We start from the raw sequence: 24,939 nt of genomic DNA on the forward strand, positions 1-24,939 counted from the left end.
CCTAACGTTTTTTCTCGAGTCAAAATAATAATTAGAGACAATTATAGCTAAAAATTTTTCCTTTGTCATTAATAAGTTTATAATTAAGTCGATATTAATACTGAACGGTTTTGCTAGAAAAATAGAAGCATATTTTCTAGATTACTTGCGAAAGGAATTAATCTAAATGAACGATTTAATTTTTGCACTAGATATCGGTACACGTTCTGTTACAGGAATTATTCTTAAAAAAAGTGAAGATACATTTGAACTTATTGATTATCATATGGTTGAACACAAAGTAAGGTCCATGCAAGATGGTCAAATTCACGATGTCGTTAAGGTAGCCGAAGTAATAATAGAAGTAAAAGCACACCTTGAAAAAAAACATGGTCCACTGCTAAAGGTATGTGTAGCAGCAGCTGGTAGAGCTTTAAAAACAATAGAAGCAACAGCCTCCATGGAGCTACATCAACAACCAATTTCCAATATGGAAACCATTAAACATTTAGAGTTAAGTGCTGTGCATACAGCACAATTAGAGCTTATTGCACAAGAGAACCACGTTAAGTCCCATGATTATTACTGTGTCGGCTATTCTGTACTTCAATTTAAATTGGATGGCGATCAAATTGGTTCCCTATTAGAACAAGCTGGTGAAGAAGCAAAAGTAGAGATCATCGCTACCTTTTTACCTAAGGTTGTCGTAGAATCTTTAATTGCTGCACTTTCTCGGGCAAACCTAGAAATGGAAGCACTCACATTAGAACCGATTGCAGCGATAGATGTGTTAATTCCAAGCTCTATGCGCAGGCTCAATGTTGCACTCGTTGACATTGGCGCAGGCACGAGTGATATCGCTTTAACTGATAAAGGAACGATTGTTGCATATGGAATGGTGCCAGTAGCTGGTGATGAAATTACCGAAGCGGTTAGTGATGAATATTTACTTGATTTTCCGAAAGCAGAAAAAACAAAGCGAAATATCGTTGACAATGGAAAAGATGTCGTTGCTGATATTTTAGGATTCGAAACTACCATTACATATAATGAACTTGTTTCCCAAATTAGTCCAAGTATCGAGAAGCTCGCTGACGCAATCGCGGAAGAAATATACCGCTTGAATAATCGTTCTCCTAAGGCTGTAATGCTTGTTGGTGGGGGAAGTTTAACACCCGAACTAACGAAAGTGCTTGCAACGAAGCTACAATTACCAGCAAATCGAGTTGCGGTAAGAGGAATAGATGCCATTGAACAGCTCGAGCAAACTGACCTGCTTCCTACTGGTCCAGATTATGTAACACCAATTGGAATCGCAATTGCAGCAACTCAAAATCCTGTACATTATGTTTCCGTAAGAGTTAATGGTAAAACAATTCGCATGTTTGAGATGAAGCAACTTACCGTAGGAGATGCCTGTGTTCAAGCGGGATTAGAGATAAGAAAATATTACGGTCGACCAGGTATGGCAGCGATGATTCAGCTAAATGGAAAAGAAATAACCCTTCCAGGGGGATATGGAAACCCACCACAACTTACGTTGAACGGTGTTCCAGTAACAGTTGATGATAGAATTCATAATGGTGATATTTTACAAGTAGAAAAAGGCGCAGATGGGACTGCTTCCATTATTACAGTAGAAGAGCTTATTGGGGAGATGCCTACAATTACAGTAAACTTTGAGGAACAAGAATACACTGTAGATCCACAAATTTATATCAATAGGCAAAAAGCTTCTAAGCATGCTTACATTAAAGATAAAGATCGTATTGATTTAAAGCAGCCGAAAACAATACGAGATTTCCTCCAGTTTATAAAACGTGACACTTTGTTAGCGGACAAACAATTTGAAATTATCGTTAATTATAAAAATCTAGCATTAGAAGCTGGTGAAACAACGTTCTTTGTGAATGGAAAGGCTACTTCAATAGAGCATCCATTAAAGCATCGTGACCTCCTAGAAGTCACTTATGCAAAAGAACCGACAGTGCATGACCTTTTAAAGCAGCTTGATAAAAATTACTGGACGACTATTTCTATTACGTTCAATGATCAGCCTGTAACATTAAAACAAAAACAGCTTGTTGTTACAAGAAATGGAGTAGAATTAGATGAACAAGAAACATTACATCCTAACGATGAAATCTCCATCACAGAGAAAAAAAACGTATCCTTCATCTTTCAAGATGTATTCCGTTTTGTGGATATTGATTTGGCAACTATTACAGGAAACTTTAAGTTATACAAAAATAAAAACGTGTCCAGCTTTGACGATCCTATTCAAACGGGTGACCGTCTTTCCATCAAATCATAAAGTGGGTCTAAAAAAACTTCTTTCCATTTAAAGATGGAAAGAAGTTTTTTTTTACTTTTCTTTTTCTAGTTCATCCGCTGCCTTTTCCATTTGTTCTGCTACGTCATTCGCTGCTTCTAAAGCTTCATCTTCTTTTTTTCTTTTTTCTTGGAGCTTCGTTTGCACCGTATTGGTCAGATCCTGTGTTTTTTGTGAAACAGTCTTCGTTAATTCAGAAGTTGATTGTACTGCCTTATCTTTCCATTCATTTCCTTTCACCAACGCTTTTTCCTTCCAATCGATTCCTTTCACTTGTGCGTTATCCTTCCATTCATAAGCACGTTCTTTTACCTTTAATGCACCTTCATTAATATCTTCTCTAAGCTCTTTTCCTGCTTTTGGTGCAAGCATTAATGCTAAACCAGCTCCAACTGCTGCTCCCAGTATCGTACCAATTAAAAAATCTTTACTATTCACATTATCACTCATGTAAATTCCTCCCCTAATATCTATTTAGATTTGCTTTTCTTCCATAAATCGACCATTGCCGCTCCCCATTTCACAGCCTGGGATGCTTGGTCTTTATTTCGGTAAGCATTCTCCGTAATACTAGTTGAAAGCTGACGAAGTGAACTATTAAAGTCCTTTATCGTTTCTCCAATACCCTTTGCTCCATCAAAGATACCATCTAGCTTCGATGTTTTTTGATTAACATCCTCTGCTAATTGATTTGTCTTCTTTAATAGTTCGGTTGTTTCAGAAGTTATTCCTTCCATTTGCTTTTCTAAACCTTCTAACGTATTAGCGACATTGTTTAAGGTGCGTTGTGTTGCTTTCAAAGTGATTGCCAAATAAATAACCAGAACGGCAAAAGCAACAGCCGCAATGATTGCAGAAATGTATAAAAGACTTTCCATATAAGATAACAGCTCCTTCTCTATTCTATTTATTGCTATGTGGAAAGTATAGCTTGCTCACATGTAAATCCCAAAGTTAACGATTCTTTTTATTATTTACCCTCGTTTTTGTTCGTTAAACATAACCTATGTTAGTATGCCTCAAAAAGTAAGGTAACTATGTACTAATTTCGACAAAGACTAAAAAAATCCTGCATCATTTTAGAACTTTATATCTTAATTATAACAAAAAGAGTCTATGATTTTCATTACTAGACTCTTTTGTTTCATCTATTGGTTAAATTAAACTTGTGAGATGTTGGTTTCATACGCTTGCTGAAATTTTTGAATGTCTCCAGCACCCATAAAGATTAAAATATGATCTGTATGGCTGGACAATGTATCGATATTTTCCATCGTAAGGATATTACTATGGTGAACAAGCTTTTGTAAATCATGAATTGTTAGCTGTCCACTTTCTTCTCTTGCAGATGCAAATATGTCACATAAATAAACATGATCGGCTAGATTAAGACTATCTGCAAACTCCTGTAAAAACGTTTTTGTTCTTGTAAATGTATGTGGTTGAAAAATAGCGACAATCTCTTTTTCTGGATATTTTTTTCGAGCTGAATCAATCGTCGCCGTAATCTCCTTTGGATGATGCGCATAGTCGTCAATCAAAATTTGATTGCCTATTTTTTTCTCTGAGAAGCGACGCTTTACACCTTGAAAGGAGTATATATGCTTGATTATATCTGTGTCAATACCTTCGTAATGACAAATTGCGATTACAGCTAAAGCATTAAGTACATGATGATCCCCGTACATTGGTATCGTAAACGTATCATAATACGTATTGCGAACATATACTTCAAAGGAAGTCCCATTTCCGGTTTGCATCACATTTTGCGCTTGAAAATCGTTTGTAGGTAAAAATCCATAATAAACAACCGGAACCTTTGCCTGGATTTGCTGTAATTGTTCATCATCCCCACATGCAATTATTCCTTTTTTTACCTTATCAGCCATGGACTGAAATGCATCAAATACATCATTAATACTTGAGAAATAATCTGGATGATCAAAATCAATATTTGTCATAATAGCATAATCCGGTTCATACTTTAAAAAATGCCTTCTATATTCACATGCTTCAAAAACGAAATATTTACTATCCACATGGCCCTTTCCAGTACCATCTCCGATTAAATAGGAAATTGGAAATGCATGATCTAGCACATGGGCAAGTAAACCGGTTGTAGATGTTTTTCCATGAGCACCTGTAACAGCAATACTTGTATATTGCTTTAACCATTCCCCTAAAAATTCATGATAACGGTAAAAGGTTACTCCACGTTCTTTCGCAGCCTTTATCTCAACATGATTATCAGGAAACGCATTACCCGCTATAACGGTGTAGTCATCCTTGATGTTTTCTTCTGAGAAAGGGTAAATCGGAATGTTCTTTGCCTCTATTGCTTCTTGCGTAAAAAAACGTTTCTCCACATCCGAGCCTTGAACGGTTTCACCTGAATCATGAAGTATTTGGGCAAGTGCACTCATTCCCGTTCCCTTAATACCAATAAAATGGTAAGTTGTCATATAAAAGAACCTCCAAATATATATGTAGGAAAAATATCTTTTTCCCAATATCAATTAACCTAGGTGAATAATTCACCAATATCGATAATTATAGCAAAAGATAACAAGGAGCGAAACTGCTTTTTATTCCCGAAGAATAAGACCGTTTACATTGTTTGTTTATGATACTCTACCTTTTCCAGTCGCGGATTAGGACGAAAACGTCTTCCTTCCTTGGCGGATGGTGTTCCATTTAATAAGACATTATCACCAGTAAAGCCAATGTTAATTTTCAACAGACTTCCACCAACTCCATACATATCAACAGGAACTCCGAGGTTCTCAAAATGACGAATTCGCTCTTCTACAAACCCACCACTAACAACAATTTTCACGTGCTGATAGCCTTCCTCATCTAATGCCTTTCTTAAAGCAAATACAAGCTCTGGATTTACCCCGCGCGGATCAAAGGTTCCCATTAAATGATGGTTTCGTAAAAAGTATTTATCCACCAATGTTCTGGATGTATCGATGCGTACACCTTTTAAATCCTTCCCGAATTGGCGTGCTACCTTTAACGAATCAGTAATTGCATCATTATTATAGTCAACAAGCGCAACTAAATCATCCTCAGGATACATTTCATGATATGCTCTTGAAGCAGCAACAACATCCCCGCGGAACATTTGAATAAGTGCATGAGGCATTGTCCCCATACCTTCCTTTCCCCACCACTCATTCATAGCATGGGTCGCCTGTGCAGTAGAGCCACCTATAAATGCTGCATAACCATCTCCTGCTTGCTGTGTATAATGATCATCTCTATCTCCCATAAAAATAACTGGTTTTTGCTTACCAGAAGATCTAGCCGCTTTCACTACATTATATACATTTGTAGCGACTGATGTTCTCCTAGCTAGTATGCCATCGATTATCCCCTCTAAAAAACCAAATTGCTGATAAGCACCCGATATCGTTAATACAGATTCATATGGCTTGATTTTATCGCCATCCTTCAACGAATATATTTGCAATGTTTCTGGATTTTCTGCAAATGTATGAACGAGTGCAATAGCTTCATCTGTTCCACAAAGCACCGCTTCATCCTTTTGAAAAAACTGCATCGTCACATAATTATCAGGAAGCTTCTTTTCTGCAATTTCTTTTGTTTTTAAAAAATATACTGCCGAGAACCATCCCTCACTAATCCGTTTATCGAATTTGAACGTACGGTTGGTTAAACGATCTATTTTCCCTTTTAGTTTTTCTTCAATTTCTTTCATGACTTTCTCCCTTGATACTATTTTTTATAGTCCATCTATACTATCATATAAAAACGTCTCCAATTAAACAAGTTAAGTACGTTGCTTAATCCATATTATCCTGCCACTCTTCCAGTTGTGTTTGCGTAATTAGAACATCCCGTGGCTTACTTCCGTTTTGACCTGAGATGATGCCTTTTGACTCCAACGCATCAATTAATCTTGCTGCTCGATTATAGCCAATTTTAAATTGTCTTTGCAATAAAGAAGTACTTGCACTATTATGTGCCATTACAAATTGAATCGCTTCCTGAAGAAGTTCATCCTCTTCTTCGTCAACAGATAGCTGTTGTAGCAATGTCTCCTGCTCAAATAAATAATTAGGAGGAGCAATATTTCGCACATAGTCTGTCACACGTTCAATTTCATCATCTGATACAAATGGTCCCTGAAGGCGAATGCTTTTTCCAGCTCCATTTTCGACAAATAACATATCCCCTCTACCGAGCAGTTTTTCTGCACCAGCGCTATCAATTATTGTTCGCGAATCAACCTGTGAAGATACACTAAATGCAATCCTCGTCGGTATATTTGCCTTAATTAAGCCTGTAATTACATCTACGGACGGTCGTTGTGTCGCTAATAATAAATGAATCCCACATGCACGTGCTTTTTGCGCAATTCGACAGATCGCATCCTCCACATCCTGCGGAGATACCATCATTAAATCTGCTAATTCATCAATGATAATTACAATATAAGGCATTTTTTCATCAAGTCGATTTTGTTGCTCCATTTTTTGATTTAATCGCTTAATATCTCGTACACCTTCCTGAACAAAACGATCATACCGCTCTTCCATCTCATTCACAGCCCATTTTAACGCTGCTGTTGCAGCCTTTACATCTGTGATGACTGGAGAAATTAAGTGAGGGATACCATTATAAGGTGCAAGCTCAACCATTTTTGGATCAATAAGAATAAATTTAACTTCTTCATGGTTTGCTTTATAAAGCAAACTAAGCAAAATCGTATTAATACAAACACTTTTACCTGAACCAGTAGCTCCCGCTATCATTCCATGTGGCATCTTTTGAATATTCGTTACGATCGGTGAACCGTCGATATTGAGGCCTAATGCAATCGTTAACGGAGAGGTACTTGATTTAAATTGTTCTGTTTCCAAAATTTCTTGTAATCCTACCATGCTTGCCTGTGGATTAGGCACTTCGATTCCAATTGTATTTTTCCCCGGAATTGGTGCTTCAATACGGATATCCCGTGCTGACATATTCAGCTTCAAATCGTCACTTAAGTTCTTTACTTTACTTACTTTAACACCCATTTCAGGTTGAACCTCAAATCTAGTGACAGCAGGACCTTGCGTTGCATTCACCACTCTTGCACGTACATTAAAATGCTTTAACGTTTTCTCAAGCAGTTGCTGCTGCTCCTCCACCCATATCGAATTTTCGTTCCCTTTTACTTCTGGATCATCTAATAAATGAAGTGGAACGGATGCTGACGATTCCTTATTTTGCTCTATCTTCTTTATGTCTCTTTTATCCTGTAAACGCTTTTTATCTTTTGGTGTCATCATGACATTATAAGGAACAGAAGAAGTATTATTACTTGCTACCACACTAGTATTTGAATATGGCTTTTGTTTTGATTTCTGTTTATCCACTTCTAGCTGATTCGGTTCCGTTTTTTGCTCTTTCCAATTATCTTCAGCGAAAGAATAATCGGTATCTTGTTTAGGAACTGAAGTAGAAATGTCTACTTGCTCCTCCGTATTTACTGTAGCTGCAGGTTGGTCCTTAAATAAAGGTTGTTCCTGCTGCTTATTCTCTTCGATTAGTGTTTCACTTTCTTTTTTGTCCAAATATTGCTGTTTTCTCATAAATGCCGGTACATTTTCTAGTTCTTCTTTCTGACTGGCTCTACGAGGATGAAAGCCGTAAATCGGAGAAGGAACATTTGTTGGTTGAAACGGCTTTTTTTCATCCTTAACTCGACGATAATTATTGTCTTTTACTTCATTGTTAATTTTATGATCATACTCTCTCGTCTTCTTTGCCCGACGCTGATATGCTGGAATTTCAGTTGGATTCACTTTTTCAGTCGAATCCGGGATTACCGGAAATCGAAAAGGAGTCTCTTTTGGATATTGATAAGCTATCTTTGCTTCTACTTCAGTTGATTGAACCGAGCCGATAGGATATTGTGGTTTTTTCGTTTCTATATCATCAACCTCTACTTCTACCTCTACTTCCTTCCAAATAAAGTGTTCTATCTTTTTCTTCCACTTATCCCACATATATGTTCACTCATTTCCTTGAATTCATTTCTAGCTAATATTCTACCAGTTTTATACCTTCTTTTGCAGGATTCTTGGTAAATATTCGCAATCGATGTTCTCCCTTTATATCGGTAGATGCGTGCAACCTTATAAATAAAGCAACCCATGTCTGAAGACCTGGGCTGCTTTATATTATAAAAAGCTTGAGAAACTAGACCTGAAAGGCGTCACCAATCTCATGCGTATCCTCTAATACGTAAATTCCTTTTTCTTGCGGTGCATTCGGCAAGCCAAGCTCTTTTTGCGAGCATATCATACCATTCGAAGGAACACCACGTAATTCTGTCGGTTTTATTCGTAATCCACTAGGCATCGTTGCTCCAACCTTGGCAACTACAACTTTTTGTCCTTTGTCCACATTTGGAGCGCCACAAACAATTTGTAATGTTTCTGTGCCTACATCAACTTGGCACACGCTAAGCTTATCTGCATTTTCATGGGCTTCTTTATTTAACACATAACCAACAACAAACGTCGGGCTTAAATCGAAGTCAAGCTCATCTTGAAGCTGATGCGTTTGAAATAACTTTTCCAGCTCCATTAAAAGCTGCTCATTCATTGTTATCCGACCAGTTGAATGAAGCTGCAAATGCTTCGATGCTTCCAAAATATTATAGCCTAATCGTTCTCCATGATTGTCGGTAATTTTAACAATTGGTCCGTATATTTCATGCTTTATTTCATACCTATTTCCTTCTTTTAATGGGATAATAAGCACATCTCCAATACCATTCGGATTATAAAAAACATCCATTCAACTCACTCATTTCTAAGTTATTTTTCTGGGCGGTTTTTAGCCAAAATAAAAATAGGGGTCAATTTTTTATCCTCATAAACAAAAGATAACGATGTAACCGGAATTCGTCCTTCTGCAAAAAATTTCATCGTCATTTGAGCAAGAATATCATAACCCATTTTATTTTGTATATCTGCGATTATAAAAACATCCTGATGCGGAACAGATAAGGCTAGTTCACCCTTACTATTTGCTTTCATTTCCTCTAGAAATGCCTCATTCAGTATGCGACTTGCATCATATCCATCCTGCATAGCAACAAAGTAAAAATCATTATCCGCAACTGTATCCTTTTTCACATCATTTCGTAATGAACGTAAATTAAAGGTCGCTATTTCATCGATATGAGCCGCTGTCCAGCCTTCTTGTTTTAGTAAAGGTGCATCAATTAATCGATACGATTTACCTAAATCGAGCGCATAATAAACACGTGTTTCCGCGGTATGCTCCTTGTAAATGAGCGCTTCTCCTGCCTTAGTTTTCGTTGGAAAGGAAGCGGCTCGGATTACAGGATAGATATTTTTTTCCATTCCTTGTAAGGAATAAGTTTGATTCATAATGCGCAAGGATTCCTCAATATGCTCCTTTAGTTCTTCAATTGCTACCTCTCCACGAGCATTAAATTTAGCTACAACATTTGGAAGAGTTATCGTTACGCCCTGCTTCGTATCTTTCCATTCTATCCGGAATGTATCATTGTTCCGATCATATGACGTCTGATAATTCGGGTTGGAAAGCTGCTGCTCTAGTATGTTCTTCAATTTAATACTAGTCATCTTCATCGCTTTTCCTCCTCGTCTCTAGCAAGCATTACGCAAATAGATCTTCTAAAAATTGTTCAATTTCTTCTTTTGTCTTTCGATTCTTGCTTACAAATCTACCAGCTTCCTGCCCTTTATGCATGGCAATAAAGCTTGGTATACCAAATACATCTAGTTCTTGGCAAAGCTCAATAAATTGATCTCGATTTATCATTACAAAGGTATAATCCGAAAATCTATCTTCTAATTCAGGTAAGATTGGCTCTATTACGCGACAATCTGGACACCAATCTGCCGTGAATAAAAGAACTACCTTATCTTTGCTTATCAATTCATTATACTGTTCCATTGTTTCTAATAATTGCATCTTATCAACTCCCAATTCTTATAATAGCTTTGTTTTTCTTTACTTTCAATGATGTTGTTTAATTCGCTATACACTCCATAGGAATAAAAAAGCTATCCAAAATTAATATGGATAGCTACTATTCATTCATTTTGGAACGCTAGTGAGAGTGCTATTTTCATTAATTCCCTTGCATCATTTTCCAAGTTTGTCTTTGGTGTAAAAGTCGTTATTTTTACACCGCCTACTCCAACTTGCAGCTCATAATGATTTTCCTCATCTGGAACAATTCGAATATAACCGAATTTTTCTTTATCTTGAAATGATTCGATAAGAAGTGCATCTTCATTACGTGCCGCTGCAGTATAGTTCAGCTCACTGTCCGCTGATTCTAATCCGTTATTAAAAATAAGGAATGTTTGCTCTTTATTCTCTAAAATAATATTGTTTTTATCTTGTTCCGTTACATGAAAACCTTTTGGTAGATAAAAAGGCAAATCTGCTTTCTCACTATTTTCACCCTCATTTGCTGCATTTTTGAAGGTGCGTTCTGCTATTTTTCGTGCATCCTGAATGATTGTCTTTTCTGATTTATATTCTGATATTGTCAGCCCTACAATAAATATTACTAAAGCAAGAATGACTAATAATGTTGGTCGCTTCAATTTGCTTCCCCCTACTTAAGGCCTATTATGTCCATTTATATCTTACTAGAAATCATAAAATTTGCAAGGAGAACGTTTGAAACGCTTTAATTTTTGTTGTGTTTTGATTAATATGGAGGTGAGAGATTTTTAAATGGAGGGAATTACATGGAGTTAACCGTTTATCTAGCAGGACAAATTCATGACAACTGGCGTGAGGAAGTTGCACAGAAAGCGAAAGAAAAGAGTCTACCACTTACGTTTGTAGCTCCACAAACAAATCATGATCGTTCTGATAATGTTGGTGAAGATATCCTAGGACAACAACCGAACAAACTCTTTAAAGACGATGCAGCTTCAAGTATAAATAATTTACGAACACAAGTATTAATGCAAAAAGCAGACATTGTAATTGCACTCTTTGGTGAAAAATACAAGCAATGGAATACAGCAATGGATGCCAGTGCTGCAATTGCGATGAACAAACCGACGATTATAGTTCGTCCTGAATCTCTTATTCATCCTTTAAAAGAGCTTTCTAATAAAGCAAATGTAACTGTTGAAACCGTCGATCAAGCTTTAGATGTGTTAGCTTATATTTTTGAATAAACAAACAGGGCTATCCTATCTGTCAAATAATTGACTTTAGGATAGCCTTCTTATTTCGTTCTATTTTATTATTTCATGTATTCCCATTGGCCACGAAGAATTTTCACAACATGTTCAAACATATCACTTCTGGTGATATGACCATTGGTAAATATCCCAATAGCTCCTTCTTGTTTTCGAACATCCTTCTTTTGAACATAAGCATCCATTATATCGCCGAGTTCTTCTCCTACATCTAATTGGCTCTTAATTTTCTTTGGCAACGGAATTTTTGCTCCACTTGCTGTATAAATCCGACTGTCTGGTGTCACCAATGCACCCCAATTACATAGGTACATTTCGTCATCCATTCTCATGACACCACCTTCAAGTCCGATTCCGATGAAAGGTGGATTCACATTGCTGCATTGTTTTGCTCGATTCACAGCGCCAAGCTTTGTTTCATGATCTGAAAACGGCTGTGCAGCAACATGCGAAGGAACATCCATTCCAATAACCTCTGCCTCTGGAAAAACTTGTGCTACTGCTTTTATTTTTGCTGGGTTTTTCGAACCAACTCTAATTTGCATAATACCCTCCAACATCTTTCCAAAGCTTTTAAGCTACAGAAAACTAGCTATTTGCTCTTATTAAATCAACCGTATTTTGATCCGTAGATTTGACAAGCTTTACAATTAATTCTTTTGCGGCAGCGTAGTCATCCACATGAATAATAGATGCTGATGTGTGAATGTATCGTGAACATATACCCACTACTGCAGAAGGTACGCCATTTCCAGTTAGATGAACACGACCAGCATCAGTGCCACCCTGAGAAATAAAATACTGATAAGGAATGTTGTTCGATTCAGCTGTATCCAGAACAAAGTCCCTTATTCCTTTATGCGTAATCATAGAACGATCAAAAATTCGAAGCAATGCTCCTTTTCCTAATTGACCAAATTCCTTTTTATCACCAGACATATCATTAGCTGGTGAAGCATCTAACGCATAAAATATATCCGGTTTGATCATATTTGCCGCAACCTGTGCACCACGTAATCCTACTTCTTCTTGTACGGTTGCACCAGAATATAATTCGTTTGGAAGTGTTTCATTTGCTACTTCTTTGAGCAATTCAATGGCTAACCCACAGCCATACCGATTATCCCATGCTTTAGCAAGGATTTTTTTAGGATTTGCCATTGGTGTAAATGGACAAATCGGAACGACAGTTTGACCTGGCTTAATTCCAATTTTTTCTGCATCTTCCTTATCATCGGCTCCGATATCAATGAGCATATGTTTAATTTCCATCGGCTTCTTACGCTGCTCATCCGTTAAATTATGCGGAGGAATAGAACCGATAACACCAGTTACTGGTCCCTTTTCCGTCAATATTTGAACCCGTTGGGCTAATAGAACTTGATTCCACCAGCCTCCAAGTGGCTGAAAACGTAGCATGCCATTTTCTGTGATTTTGGTCACCATAAAGCCTACTTCATCCATATGTCCAGCAACCATTACCTTTGGACCCGTTCCTTTTTTAACCCCAAAGACTCCACCGAGGTTATCGTGAATTAATTCATCTGCGTATTTTTCTAATTGCGATTCCATAAAAGTGCGTACAAGTTTTTCATTTCCTGGGGCACCATGAAGCTCTGTTAATGTTTTAAATAATTCCATCGTATCGTGTTTCATTCGTTCTCGTCACCTCTTCAAATATGTAATATATTTAGTATAACGGATATCTCCATATTTTTTCTACAAATCGTCTTGATTCCATTCAATAATATTTTCTATTTGCACGCACATCATGTATACTAAAAAATAGAAGTAACAATTGTTACCAACGTGTATTTATGAAAAATTAATAAAGCTAAAATTACTTTGCAAGAGGTGAAATGATGAGTAGAAAAAAAGTTATTCTTGCTGCAGGTCTTGGTGTTGCAGCTGGATACTTAGCAAAAAGACAAATGGATCAGCTACAAAAAATCACACCAGAGAAAGCATTAAAAAATGCGAAAGATACATTTAAAAAACAAGGTCCAATAAGTGGTTCATGGATTTATATGAAGCCAGAGGAAGTAGAAAAAAACGGGTTAATTTACGAAGCTTATCGTGGCGGAGTTACTAGAAACATCGATGGAGAAAATAAGCAGTTTGAATTTTACGTAGACACAGAAACGGGAGCGGTCATTGATTCGATTGAAACAACATAACCGTTAGCTATATTATTTCCTTGGAAATAAAAGGGTAAGCTCGATGATTATGAGCTTACCTTTATTTTTTTCAATTAGCTATTTTCTTTTTTATAACCCGATTCATTACTTTCTGGATAAGCATAGCGTTGTCTTTCGACCGCATCTATCTTTTTACCACTCTCATCAAATTTAATGGCTCGATAGTATGCATCGTGATAAAACGTATACCACGCATTTTTTTCATAGCCAAATTGCATCCATTTCTCCTTTTCATGTACCGAATCCACCGGATAATCATCATAAGCCAGTGCCCAAAGCTTGTTTTGATGTCCATGTGTAGGCATAATATCCGCCATATGGATAAAACAATCCGCACCATCCTCAAATACGATAATGCAATGCCCATTACTATGACCACCTGTATGAATCATTCGTAAACCGGGAACAATTTCTAACTCCTTATCAAACGTTTTGACCTGCGAAATAATCGGCTTCCAATTCATTTCCCAGTACGTATTGATCGATCGAATATTTGGATGCTGCATTTCTTTCCATTCGATAGCAGAAGTATAAATAACTGCATTTTGAAAAACCGGCTCATAGTTATGCTCATCAACAGGTTTTGTCAGTCCACACGCATGATCAAAGTGAAGATGCGTCATTAAGACAATGTCAATATCTGCGACAGTCAATCCATGTGCTGCTAGCGACTTTTCAATCGCAGATTCCTCACGCACTCCAAAGTTTCGCACTTGCTTTGCTGTTAATTTAGCATTTCCCATCCCTGAATCAATTAATATCCGTTTTCCATCAACTAATAAAAGAATAGGGTCTGTACGTAATTCGATTTGATTTTGTTCATTAACAGGATATTTTTTGCTCCATAATGCTTTTGGCACTACTCCAAACATCGCACCTCCATCCAAAAAGTTAACTCCCCCTTGAAGCCAAGATAACGAAGCTCTGCCAACTTGCAAGTTTTCCAATTCAATCTCCCCCCATTATGTATATTAAGAACAGGAAATGTTCTTTTTTTAGAATTGTTTCCAAAAACACCTTTAAAAATAGTTTACCGAATACCTTCTCCGCTTGCAAACGCTCTCATTCATTTTATATAAAGAGAAAAGCCTTGATTAGAGAATCAAGGCTTCTTATTTCTTAAACGATGCTTTACAGCGATAAATAGGTTGTCCTTTCGCTGAAAATTTCGCTTCGTATTCCGTTTGAATATTCGTAGGATCTGCTTCTTGATGCAAATTCAAATTTACTTCCGTTAATTTCATACCATACTGTGAAAAACTAACTAGAGAATATTCAAATAACCCTTGATTATCTGTCTTCATAATTAGTTGTCCATCTGTTTCCACTATATGTTGATATTTATCTAAAAACGTGTGATAAGTTAACCTTCTTTTTTCATGACGATTTTTTGGCCATGGATCGGAAAAATTCAAATAAATCGTGGAAATCTCGTTTTCATTAAACACTTCTGCGATGTTTTCAGCATTTTCATTTAAAAGCACGATGTTTTTTTGTTCCGTGTCTAATACCTTTTGAGCGGCAGTTACAATGACGCTTTTTGCTAATTCGATACCAATAAAATTCACATCTGGGTATTGCTTAGCCATACCACAAAGAAATTGCCCTTTACCGGTTCCTATTTCAACATGAATCGGATTCGTATTTCCAAAAAGCTGCTGCCACTTTCCTTTATGATTAGTCGGATCTGCAATAATTAGTTCGTGATGTTCTTTTATAAAATCATCTGCCCAAGGCTTATTTCGTTGTCGCACTTTACTCACTCTTTCCTTCTATACGTTATATTCTTTATACATAATTTCTAATAATAAACAAAAACTATTCCTAGAGGTGATTCCATGACATTAAATACGAGCCATTTACTTACATTATTAAGCGATATTCTGGATGAACACCAAACAGATTTAAATGGGGAAGTAGCCGAATATCAGCAAATTAAACGTCTTGTAAAAACAATGATTGCACAAAATCATATTACAGATGAACAGCTTCAACAAATGCTGCCAGAAATATATAATTACGGCATCAAAGGAGAAACTGTTCAAAATATGCAAGAGCACATCGATTCAAATAAAAACAATATCGAACAATGGTTACAAACGATTGATCGCATTAACCTCGAATAGTTTTTGCTACAAGTTCATTTAACTCTCTAAGATTTTCTAATCGTTTCGTTGCTCGATTTGCTTCGTTCCGTTCAATATGAAATGCAAAATAATTTAACGTATCGACAATGATATACCAATACATTCGTTCAATCATTTGATGATCACTTTTAGCCCCGTACGTTTGAAGCCATGTTTTCCATTCTTCTGATGGAATGTACCATTTTAAAATCATCCCATAATCAATTATCGGATCAGCAATCATTGCGTTATCCCAATCAATTAAATAAAGCTGATTATCCTCTGTTTGCAAAATATTATGATGATCAATATCTCCATGGCAAACGACAAGCTCTTTGTTGGTTGTTGCGGGCATTAGATGCTCCAAATGCGTAAGAGCTTCCTTTACCTCCATATATTCATTTGCAAGCTGTAAAGCGGACAAACGCTTTATAACTTGTTGCAATCTTGTTTCAGCAGTTATCGGTCGCTTTCCTAAGCGCATTAACATATAAAGCAATTCAGAGGAATGATGGATTTTTCGCAGCAACTTAGCTACCTGGTGGTTCTTCATTTCTTCAGGTTGAAGCTGTCTTCCCTCAAGCCATTCTTGAGCGGTGACAACATCTCCGTTTTCCATCCGCTTCGTCCAAACAAGCTTCGGTACAATGCCTTCTGCAGACAAAACAGCTAGAAAAGGAGAAGAGTTTCTTTTAAGAAAAAGACGTCTGCCATCTTTTTCTGCAAGGTACGCATCTCCGGTTAATCCACCTGCTTCTGTAACTGTCCATTCTTTACTCAATACCTTTTTAAACCAATCCACCGTGCATTCCTCAAATCTATAATCATAATCATTCTCTAAAAAACAAACATGTAAATAGATTATCTAAAATCAAATTACTTTGCAACATTAGAAAGCTTCTTTCCACCATTTGTTCCTAAAATAATAATTGGTAATTGTTGCTTTTTAATTTTACATGTTTGAAATGTACTCGTTTCACCATCTATTTGAACAAACTTCTCTTGCTTTGTTTTCAGTACTATTTGCTTTGCTCTAACAATTTCTACTTCCTTAAATCGAGTATGTCCTCCCCAAAAAACGGTAATAAACAAACCGAGAACCTTCCATTTTGAAATAGAATGAAGCAATAAAATCGTTACATAATCTTTTTCTACCGTAGCACTTGGATTTATTTTCATACCACCACCATAATATGGATGGTTGGAAACCGTTGTCATCCACAGCTGATCAATGGTACGTTTCTCATTATCAATTTCCAACTCGATTGAAAAAGGCTGAAAGCGAAATAGTGTATATAAAAGTGCAAAAACATAACTCAGCTTTCCAACTCGAATGACGTTGAATATTCGTTTTAATGATCCGCTGTTCGCTCGATGCGTTACCTCTGCATCAAATCCAAAGCCAATACTATTAACAAAGTGACGTCTTTTATCTTGTAAATAATAATCTCCAAGCCAATAAGTAGAAATTCCATCACCACTTACAATTTTCTGAAACAATGCTACCGGATCCCCTTGAATTTCTGCCCCTCTCGCGAAATCATTTCCTGAACCAGCAGGAATGTAAGCGAAAGGATAACGATTCGTCCCTAAACCATTAATTGCTTCATAAAAGGTCCCATCCCCACCAATAACGATAACTGTGTGAATATCTGCGTCATTATATGTATGCAATTTACGAACAATCTCAGTCGCATGTCCTTGATATTCTGTTTTATAGCACTTACTCGAAACGAGCTGAAAGGCACTTGTTTTTTTTATTTCTTCAAAAACCTTTAACCCTCTTCCATTCCCAGCAATTGGATTAACAATAATAATATACATTTAGTTTAGACCTCATCCACAAACGTAAAGGTAGATGTATCCTCTTCCCATTCTGGACGTTTCACAGAGGAGGTTTCACATTGTTTTAACAGCGCATCGGCTGCTTTTAATTGGCGATTCTTTAGTGGTGATTGCAGTGACCTTTTTTCTTGAAACCATTTATCGAATTCGCGTGTACCAACTATCCTTGTCTGAAAGGGTTCGTTTGAAAATATAATCTGGTGCTTTCGAGATAATACCGTCTTCGAAACAGAAAATTCAACGTCATTGGATTTTAAAATACTTCTTACTATTTTCTCAGTTCGTTTCAGAGCAATAACCGGATTTAATATTTTTGTGTTTTTATGCTTTCCTTCGATAAACCATGTTCGTTCATCACTAGCCATAATAGTAGCATCCTCTGATAAACCTTCTAATAAATAGACGATTTCAATGCCAACAGGAGTGATTAAGATTATTTCGGTTTCCATAGGGGCTTTTTTAATATTAAAAATTGGGTAGTACATAATTAAATAATTATCTGGAAAGCGTTGTAAGAAAAATGCAAGTGTAGAATCCATCCTATATTTTGTTTCAAAAAAAGATACATCTGTTACAGTAGAAGTAGCCCATTTGAGTTGAAAGGGATAAAGTTTATTTAAAAAATATTGCTTTAACTCCATTTCAGACCTTGGCAAAGTATCCGTATGCTCCTGTATCTCTGGTTGATTTTGATCCGAATCTCTTCTCAAAAATTTTAACCAACGCGGAATTTTACTATCTGCTTCCTCTTCATTATCAAAGGCTTCTACTTGTGATGGGTTACTCCAAATATGATAGAGCTTATTCCAATTTTCCTGCTTTAACCGAATGAATTGAGTGGAATACCGATAAATATCCCATTCATACCTCGTAATATAATTTTGTAATTTAATTAATTGAGCCATTTTAAACACCACCATTTAAGTTAAATCGATGCATCACTTCATATTTTGGTTGTTTCAAAGGATGTATTTTATAAATTACAATTTCTTGAACGTGAACGTGCGCATGGATGGCAGTATGATAGGACGTCACAAGCTGTTGAACAGTTGATAAAGGAGGACCGGCCCACTTCTTTCCTAGGGTAATATGCGGACGGAAGGGACGACTCTCTTTAGTAAATCCTGCTTGTTCCACAGCAACCTCTACGTTCTGATAGAGATTTTCCAAGCTTTCCGAAGTCTCTACTCTAGCCCATAATACGCGTGGCTGCGCTTCTTTTCCAAACGTACCTGTTCCTTTAATCGTAATCGAAAATGGATCCGATTGCTTTATTACCTCAAGCTCTGCAAGCAACAATTTCATTTTTTCCTGAGAAACTGCCCCAAGAAATTTAACTGTAATATGAAAATCTTCTCGATAGGTCCATTGCTTATATGGCATCTGTTTTTTAAAATATGCTTGTTGATCTGCAAGCATGTCTTTAACGTTTGATGGTAAAAGAAGTGCGATAAAATAATGAGCGGTTGACTGCATAGTAGATGGTCCTCCCTTTTACAACTACAATGAGTGACAATAAGCAATCTCTGCTTCATTTAACTCACGGTAATGTCCGAGTGGCAGAGAAGGATCTAGTGTTAGCTTCCCCATCGAAACTCTTTTTAAATATATGACACGTTTTTCAACGGAACGAAACATTCGTTTAATTTGATGGAACTTACCTTCCGTAATTGTTATTTCAACTTCCGATTCTTCGTCACTTTTCAATATCTTTAAACGCGCAGGCTTTGTTTTATACCCATCTTCTAATACGATACCGTTCTTAAATTTATCTACATCTTCAATCGTTACTTTCCCTTGAATGGTCGCAATATATGTTTTTCCTACATCCTTTTTAGGTGATAAGAGTCGATGCGCAAGCTGCCCATCATTAGTTAGGAGAAGTAATCCTTCCGTATTTTTATCCAATCTCCCAACTGGAAAAGGTTTAAACCGCTGCATGGATGACGGTAATAAATCAATCACTGTTCGGGCTTCATCATCCACTGTCGCAGAAATAACCCCCTGCGGCTTATTCAACATAAGATATATATTTTTTTGATAGCTCACAGACTGCCCATCTACTTTTATATCGTCAACATTGGGCTCAACATGAAGCTTACCATCGGTTATTATCAATGAATTAACGGTTACTAAGCGCTTTTTGAGTAAAGTCTTAACTTCCTTTCTACTCCCGTAGCCTGTGTTTGCTAATAGCTTGTCTAATCGCAAGGAATTACCTCCCTCATCTTCGAAACACTTTATCTAAAATACGTACCCGATTTCCAAGTACTCTTTCTAACAGAGTAGAGGCGTAACCAAGCCATAGATAAACCACGCCTCCAACACTAACACCGATCATGAGCATTATTACAGCAGCTGTTCGCGATTCCTCATAAGGAAGGAGCATACCGAATAAAAACTTTGTAGCTACAATTGCAATAAACATGATTGCTGAAAAAATAAGTACAAGTAGCGTTCGCTTAAAGGTTTGACGATAAGAAAAATGGATGGACTTCTTAATTCGCCATAAATTTAATACAACCGCTGTTCCAGATGCTAATGCAGTTCCAAAGATTGCTCCCTTAGCACTAAACAAGTGGATCAGTGGAATATTAAATAAGATTTTCACAAAAAGCCCTGCCAGTAAACTAATCACTGCAAAATGCTGTTGATTTATTCCTTGTAAAATAGACGAAGTCACTGTAAACAAGGCCAGTATTAATGCAATTGGTGCATACCAGGCCAGTAAGGATCCAGTTAAAGCGATATGGTTCATACCATATAATGCACCGTACGCTGGATAGGATAGCGCTGCTAAACCTACTGCAGCTGGAATAACAAGTACAGAAATAATTTGTAGCGCCTGATTAATTTGTTTAAAAAGAAGTTCTTTCCTATTTTGCGTAAATGTATCAGTTAACGCTGGTAAAATGGCTAAAGAAAGTCCTGTTGCAATCGTTACTGGTATGATTACAAGCTTGTGTCCATAGAAATTAATTGTTGCAAAAGCAATTTCTGAAATGTCTAGTTCACCAATTGCCATCATTCCTCGATGAAAGGTAAACTGATCGACAAGCTGGTATAAAGGTGTAGCAATTCCAACCATTACAAAAGGACCTGCATATCGGAATAACTCGATAAACATTTCCTTTGTAGAAATGTCATGTGTGTATTGCTGCTGCATCAAACTTCTTTCTATATACGGTTTTCTTTTTCGCCAATACACCCAAAGTACAACAGAGGAGGCAATAGCGCCGATAAACGTTGCAAATGTTGCAAAGCCTACAGCGAGTGGCATCGGTCCATCAACCACTTCAATAATTAGAAAGACCGCTACAAGTAAAAATACAATACGTACGATTTGTTCTGCAATTTGGGACACTGCCGTGGGCCCCATTGACTGATGCCCTTGAAAAAAACCTCTTACAATACTCATGGATGGAATAATTAACAGTGCAAAACTAACCATTTGTATTACCATCGTAACATCTTCGATTGAGTTCCCCATTTTATTATCATCAACAATAATTTGCTTGGCAATCCATTCTGCACTAAAAAACAACGTTAAAAATGCGAGGATACCTGTTATGGCCATAAGTAATAGTCCACTTCGAAACATGCGCATGCTTGTTTGATAATCACCTAATGAATTATATTTAGAAACAAATTTAGATACCGCTAACGGCACACCTACAGTTGATAAACTAATTAATATATTATATGGATTATACGCATACTGAAACAAGGCACCGCCTTGTTCTCCTACGATTTCATTAAATGGAATAACATAAATCATTCCAAGAATTTTCGATAAAAATGCTGCTCCTGATAATAGAACAGTTCCTCTAACAATATTGTTTGACATTTGGTCACCTGCGTTTTTTCTTAAATTTACTCTAAACGTTATTTTATCATATATTTTTGTATGTTGGACAAACATAATCCCGATTCCATTCGAAAATTGAGTGAATCATTCATCCATGTTAAGATACATAAGGATGAAAGGAATGAATGCACATTGAAGTATGATGTTATAGTTATTGGCGGTGGCCCTTCTGGGTTGATGGCTGCCATTGCAGCAGCAGAACACGGTGCCAAAACGCTTTTACTAGAAAAAGGAAATAAACTCGGTAACAAACTTGCTATTTCAGGCGGAGGACGCTGTAATGTGACAAACCGGTTGCCACAGGAGGAAGTCATTAAACATATCCCCGGAAATGGAAAATTTTTATACAGCGCTTTTTCTGTTTTTAATAATTATGATATTATCGATTTCTTTGAAGCACTTGGCGTAAAACTTAAAGAAGAAGATCACGGAAGAATGTTTCCAGTTTCTAATTCAGCGAAAACCGTTGTAAACGCGCTTTTAAATCGATTAGACGAATTGGGAGTTACGATCAAAACAAATACCGCCGTTCAAGCGATTCATTATGGTGAAAACGAGCATCAGGTTGTTTTACAAGCCGAAAAAATATCTACAAAAAGTATTATCATTGCAGTCGGTGGTAAGGCAGTGCCTCATACTGGATCAACTGGAGACGGATATGCATGGGCAAAAAAGGCTGGACATACAATTACTCCGCTCTTTCCTACCGAGGTTGCGTTAACATCTAACGAGGACTTCATTAAAAAGAAACAATTACAAGGACTGTCACTACGCGATGTTTCCTTAACTGTCTTAAATGCAAAAAACAAGCCGATTGTCTCGCATCAAATGGACATGATTTTCACGCATTTTGGTGTATCAGGACCTGCAGTCTTACGTTGCTCACAATTTGTTGTTAAAGAGCTATTAAAAGGAGAAAACTATGTAAAAATGGTTCTCGATGTATTACCGAATACATCTAAAGATGCGTTACAAAAAGAATTACTTACATTATGTGAGAAAAATCCACGTAAAACGATTAAAAATATATTAAAAGGAATTGTACCAGAACGATTTCTTACATTCATTTTAGCCTTAAACGATATTGAAGCAACCGATCATGCTGCTAATATATCAAAAGAATCCATTCAAAAACTCTGTAATACAATAAAACAGTTTACATTTTCCGTTCATGGCTCATTACCAATGGAAAAAGCATTTGTAACTGGTGGTGGTGTTTCTATAAAGGAAATAATGCCAAAAACAATGCAATCTAAACGAATGCCGCGCTTATTTTTTTGTGGAGAAATCCTCGATATCCACGGATATACCGGCGGCTATAACATTACCTCTGCCTTAGTAACCGGCAGATTGGCTGGTATGAATGCTGCTTTAGCTGGCATATGATTCCTGTAATTATTTTTCTGTATTAAGCCACGCTATTAATGCCTGGGATAAAACAGAAAGGATGATAAAATGCAAAAAAATAATGGAGTTTGGTTGCCACTAATTGCCTCCGTTGGAGTTGGCGCAGCAACATTCTATACCATGACAAAGAATAATCAAGGAATAGGTCAAACGATGCAAAAAATGATTCCTTTCGTTTCACAAATGACTGGTTCTTCTGGAACAGGAGATACACAAACCCTAGGCCCACACGGAATGAGTTAAATTGTTAGAAGCGTGTTAATGCACGCTTCTTTCTTTTATTATTAAATAGATGTGGTGCAAAACAAATTTAAACAAATTCAATTATGAACAGCATTTTAATTTAACCATCTTATATAAGGCAAAAGATGCTTGCACTCCCTCTCTTGCTCTAGTATAGTAGTCAATAATTAAATTGATAAGGAGAGAAAAAAATGAAGGGATTTCACCTACTTATAAGAATTGTAATTGCCATTATACTAGGTATTTTACTCGGTTCCTTTGTTCCTGAGTGGACGATTCGTATTTTTGCAACCTTTAACAGCCTTTTTGGAAATTTCTTAAGCTTTGTTATCCCCCTTATAATTCTTGGATTTATTGCTCCTGGTATTGGAACATTGGGACGAGGAGCAGGAAAATTGCTTGGTCTAACTGCGGTAATCGCTTATACATCAACGATTATTGCTGGAGTAATTGCATTTCTTGTTGCTAAAAACCTTTATCCAGCAATGCTTAAAGGACAATCACTTGAAAATTTTTCTGATCCAACTGAAAGTCTTGCTACAACTTATTTAAAGCTTGAAATGGCACCTCCAATCGGAGTCATGACAGCTTTATTACTTTCCTTTGTTATTGGATTAGGAATCGCTGCAATAAAGGGGAACACATTGCTTCATTTAATGAATGAATTTCGAGATATTATCCAATTAGTTATTGAAAAAGTAATTATTCCATTACTTCCATTTCACATTTTTGGTATTTTTGCTAATATGACATTTGCTGGTCAAGTAAGTACCATTTTAAATGTTTTTGCAAAGGTATTCATTATGATCATTATTTTACATCTATTATATTTAACATTACAATACACTGTTGCTGGATCATTGAGTAAGCAAAATCCTTTTGGCATGATAAAGAAAATGCTACCTGCATATTTCACAGCTTTAGGAACACAGTCGTCTGCTGCAACAATTCCAGTTACATTAGAAAGAACGAAGAAATTAAATGTACGCGAACGAGTCGCTGACTTTACAGTTCCACTTTTAGCTAACATTCATTTATCAGGCAGTACAATCACTCTTGTTAGCTGTGCATTAGCAGTTATGTTTTTACAAGGCGATATGGCAAGCTTTTCTAAAATCATGCCTTTTATATTAATGCTAGGAGTTACGATGATTGCCGCTCCAGGAGTGCCTGGAGGTGCCGTAATGGCTGCACTTGGACTATTGGAAACAATGCTTGGATTTGATCCAACAATGGTTTCGCTAATGATTGCGCTATACCTTGCACAAGACAGCATTGGTACTGCATGTAATGTAACAGGAGATGGTGCAATTACTTCGATTATAAACTCTTTTCGAAAAAAGAAAGATCCTGTTGAAGAAGAAATAAGAACAACTGCACAGTAAAGAAAAACTGCTGGAAATAAATTAAGTCAGGCAGTTCATCCAAGGGATGAGCAGCTTGACTTTTTTTGGTTTTCTTTCAAATTTGGTGGTGTAGCTTTCTAGCGCGAGTTTGTAAGCAAAAGGCATACAGATAACGCACATGTCATTTTTTGCATAAAAAAATGGATACGAATTTCGTATCCATTTTCTTTCGCCTGGCGGCGTCCTACTCTCACAGGGGCAATGCCCCAACTACCATCGGCGCTGAAGAGCTTAACTGCTGTGTTCGGCATGGGAACAGGTGTGACCTCTTCGCTATCGCTACCAGACAA

At 36.8% G+C, this 24,939-nt stretch carries 26 protein-coding genes and 1 rRNA gene; 7 read left to right on the top strand and 20 right to left on the bottom strand.

From position 1 onward, the window contains the following. Positions 1-166 precede the first annotated feature (166 nt). Positions 167-2,293 carry a cell division protein FtsA gene (locus QBK89_RS04680; protein WP_284139859.1) on the top strand — a complete coding sequence of 709 codons (2,127 nt, stop codon included), beginning with the start codon at positions 167-169 and terminating at the stop codon, positions 2,291-2,293. A gap of 51 nt (positions 2,294-2,344) precedes the next feature. Here the strand turns inward: QBK89_RS04680 and QBK89_RS04685 are convergent, their stop codons facing one another. From QBK89_RS04685 to QBK89_RS04725, 9 genes are all read right to left on the bottom strand, one after another. Next, positions 2,345-2,761 (bottom strand): YtxH domain-containing protein, encoded by a 417-nt coding sequence (locus QBK89_RS04685; RefSeq protein WP_284139860.1) that lies wholly within the window; start codon positions 2,759-2,761, stop codon positions 2,345-2,347. Positions 2,762-2,781: 20 nt separating this feature from the next. Then, positions 2,782-3,189 (bottom strand): DUF948 domain-containing protein, encoded by a 408-nt coding sequence (locus tag QBK89_RS04690; protein WP_284139861.1) that lies wholly within the window; start codon positions 3,187-3,189, stop codon positions 2,782-2,784. A gap of 282 nt (positions 3,190-3,471) precedes the next feature. Then, a complete protein-coding gene (gene murC / locus QBK89_RS04695) occupies positions 3,472-4,773 on the bottom strand; it encodes a UDP-N-acetylmuramate--L-alanine ligase (RefSeq protein WP_284139862.1) in 1,302 nt (433 codons plus the stop codon). A 146-nt stretch (positions 4,774-4,919) separates the two neighbouring features. After that, positions 4,920-6,035: a nicotinate phosphoribosyltransferase gene (locus QBK89_RS04700; protein ID WP_284139863.1), complete on the bottom strand. Its 1,116-nt coding sequence runs from the start codon at positions 6,033-6,035 to the stop codon at positions 4,920-4,922. An 85-nt stretch (positions 6,036-6,120) separates the two neighbouring features. Further along, positions 6,121-8,334: a DNA translocase FtsK gene (locus QBK89_RS04705; RefSeq protein WP_284139864.1), complete on the bottom strand. Its 2,214-nt coding sequence runs from the start codon at positions 8,332-8,334 to the stop codon at positions 6,121-6,123. Between the two features lie 193 nt (positions 8,335-8,527). Further along, on the bottom strand, positions 8,528-9,130 hold the full coding sequence (ytpR, locus tag QBK89_RS04710; RefSeq protein ID WP_284139865.1) for a YtpR family tRNA-binding protein: 603 nt from the start codon (positions 9,128-9,130) through the stop codon (positions 8,528-8,530). 20 nt (positions 9,131-9,150) lie between these two features. Next, positions 9,151-9,954 carry a DUF1444 domain-containing protein gene (locus QBK89_RS04715; protein WP_284139866.1) on the bottom strand — a complete coding sequence of 268 codons (804 nt, stop codon included), beginning with the start codon at positions 9,952-9,954 and terminating at the stop codon, positions 9,151-9,153. 28 nt (positions 9,955-9,982) lie between these two features. Next, positions 9,983-10,300, bottom strand: a complete 318-nt coding sequence (locus tag QBK89_RS04720) for a thioredoxin family protein (RefSeq protein ID WP_284139867.1) — start codon at positions 10,298-10,300, stop codon at positions 9,983-9,985. A 122-nt stretch (positions 10,301-10,422) separates the two neighbouring features. Continuing rightward, complete coding sequence (locus QBK89_RS04725; protein WP_284139868.1) at positions 10,423-10,944, bottom strand: hypothetical protein; 522 nt, start codon at positions 10,942-10,944, stop codon at positions 10,423-10,425. Positions 10,945-11,091: 147 nt separating this feature from the next. Here QBK89_RS04725 and QBK89_RS04730 point away from each other — a divergent pair, with 147 nt between their 5' ends. Then, positions 11,092-11,532 (top strand): YtoQ family protein, encoded by a 441-nt coding sequence (locus QBK89_RS04730; RefSeq protein WP_284139869.1) that lies wholly within the window; start codon positions 11,092-11,094, stop codon positions 11,530-11,532. Between the two features lie 68 nt (positions 11,533-11,600). On the opposite strand, the gene QBK89_RS04735 is transcribed toward QBK89_RS04730, so the two are convergent. Both QBK89_RS04735 and QBK89_RS04740 read right to left on the bottom strand, forming a co-directional pair. Beyond that, positions 11,601-12,101, bottom strand: coding sequence for a DUF84 family protein (locus QBK89_RS04735; protein WP_284139870.1), 501 nt, complete (start codon positions 12,099-12,101; stop codon positions 11,601-11,603). Between the two features lie 43 nt (positions 12,102-12,144). Next, positions 12,145-13,212, bottom strand: a complete 1,068-nt coding sequence (locus QBK89_RS04740) for a M42 family metallopeptidase (RefSeq protein WP_284139871.1) — start codon at positions 13,210-13,212, stop codon at positions 12,145-12,147. Between the two features lie 206 nt (positions 13,213-13,418). Here QBK89_RS04740 and QBK89_RS04745 point away from each other — a divergent pair, with 206 nt between their 5' ends. Continuing rightward, positions 13,419-13,733, top strand: coding sequence for a PepSY domain-containing protein (locus tag QBK89_RS04745; RefSeq protein ID WP_284139872.1), 315 nt, complete (start codon positions 13,419-13,421; stop codon positions 13,731-13,733). A 74-nt stretch (positions 13,734-13,807) separates the two neighbouring features. On the opposite strand, the gene QBK89_RS04750 is transcribed toward QBK89_RS04745, so the two are convergent. Then, positions 13,808-14,701: a YtnP family quorum-quenching lactonase gene (locus QBK89_RS04750; protein ID WP_284139873.1), complete on the bottom strand. Its 894-nt coding sequence runs from the start codon at positions 14,699-14,701 to the stop codon at positions 13,808-13,810. Positions 14,702-14,866: 165 nt separating this feature from the next. Next, the gene (gene trmB / locus QBK89_RS04755; RefSeq protein ID WP_284139894.1) at positions 14,867-15,508 is read right to left on the bottom strand and encodes a tRNA (guanosine(46)-N7)-methyltransferase TrmB; all 642 of its coding nucleotides are present in this window, start codon (positions 15,506-15,508) and stop codon (positions 14,867-14,869) included. 84 nt (positions 15,509-15,592) lie between these two features. On the opposite strand from trmB, the gene QBK89_RS04760 reads away from it, so the two are divergent. After that, positions 15,593-15,880: a YtzH-like family protein gene (locus tag QBK89_RS04760; protein ID WP_284139874.1), complete on the top strand. Its 288-nt coding sequence runs from the start codon at positions 15,593-15,595 to the stop codon at positions 15,878-15,880. Here the strand turns inward: QBK89_RS04760 and QBK89_RS04765 are convergent. The 6 genes from QBK89_RS04765 to QBK89_RS04790 all read right to left on the bottom strand — a co-directional run bounded on the left by QBK89_RS04765 (position 15,867) and on the right by QBK89_RS04790 (position 21,572). Further along, the gene (locus QBK89_RS04765; protein ID WP_284139875.1) at positions 15,867-16,682 is read right to left on the bottom strand and encodes a phosphotransferase family protein; all 816 of its coding nucleotides are present in this window, start codon (positions 16,680-16,682) and stop codon (positions 15,867-15,869) included. The genes QBK89_RS04760 and QBK89_RS04765 overlap by 14 nt on opposite strands. 74 nt (positions 16,683-16,756) lie before the next feature. Continuing rightward, on the bottom strand, positions 16,757-17,704 hold the full coding sequence (locus tag QBK89_RS04770) for a diacylglycerol/lipid kinase family protein (protein ID WP_284139876.1): 948 nt from the start codon (positions 17,702-17,704) through the stop codon (positions 16,757-16,759). Between the two features lie 5 nt (positions 17,705-17,709). After that, positions 17,710-18,630 carry an NERD domain-containing protein gene (locus tag QBK89_RS04775; RefSeq protein ID WP_284139877.1) on the bottom strand — a complete coding sequence of 307 codons (921 nt, stop codon included), beginning with the start codon at positions 18,628-18,630 and terminating at the stop codon, positions 17,710-17,712. A gap of 1 nt (position 18,631) precedes the next feature. After that, complete coding sequence (gene thpR, locus QBK89_RS04780) at positions 18,632-19,201, bottom strand: RNA 2',3'-cyclic phosphodiesterase (protein WP_284139878.1); 570 nt, start codon at positions 19,199-19,201, stop codon at positions 18,632-18,634. Positions 19,202-19,225: 24 nt separating this feature from the next. Further along, positions 19,226-19,936: a pseudouridine synthase gene (locus QBK89_RS04785; RefSeq protein WP_284139879.1), complete on the bottom strand. Its 711-nt coding sequence runs from the start codon at positions 19,934-19,936 to the stop codon at positions 19,226-19,228. A 13-nt stretch (positions 19,937-19,949) separates the two neighbouring features. After that, positions 19,950-21,572, bottom strand: a complete 1,623-nt coding sequence (locus tag QBK89_RS04790) for a putative polysaccharide biosynthesis protein (RefSeq protein WP_284139880.1) — start codon at positions 21,570-21,572, stop codon at positions 19,950-19,952. Positions 21,573-21,725: 153 nt separating this feature from the next. On the opposite strand from QBK89_RS04790, the gene QBK89_RS04795 reads away from it, so the two are divergent. From QBK89_RS04795 to QBK89_RS04805, 3 genes are all read left to right on the top strand, one after another. Beyond that, positions 21,726-22,979: a BaiN/RdsA family NAD(P)/FAD-dependent oxidoreductase gene (locus tag QBK89_RS04795; RefSeq protein WP_284139881.1), complete on the top strand. Its 1,254-nt coding sequence runs from the start codon at positions 21,726-21,728 to the stop codon at positions 22,977-22,979. Between the two features lie 69 nt (positions 22,980-23,048). Then, positions 23,049-23,243, top strand: coding sequence for a hypothetical protein (locus QBK89_RS04800; protein ID WP_284139882.1), 195 nt, complete (start codon positions 23,049-23,051; stop codon positions 23,241-23,243). 191 nt (positions 23,244-23,434) lie between these two features. Then, positions 23,435-24,628, top strand: coding sequence for a dicarboxylate/amino acid:cation symporter (locus QBK89_RS04805; protein WP_284139883.1), 1,194 nt, complete (start codon positions 23,435-23,437; stop codon positions 24,626-24,628). A gap of 192 nt (positions 24,629-24,820) precedes the next feature. Here QBK89_RS04805 and rrf read toward each other — a convergent pair. Then, positions 24,821-24,936 (bottom strand): 5S ribosomal RNA (gene rrf / locus QBK89_RS04810). Positions 24,937-24,939: the final 3 nt, after the last annotated feature.

The organism is Virgibacillus sp. LDC-1, assembly GCF_030137545.1.
GTDB lineage: Bacteria > Bacillota > Bacilli > Bacillales > Amphibacillaceae > LDC-1.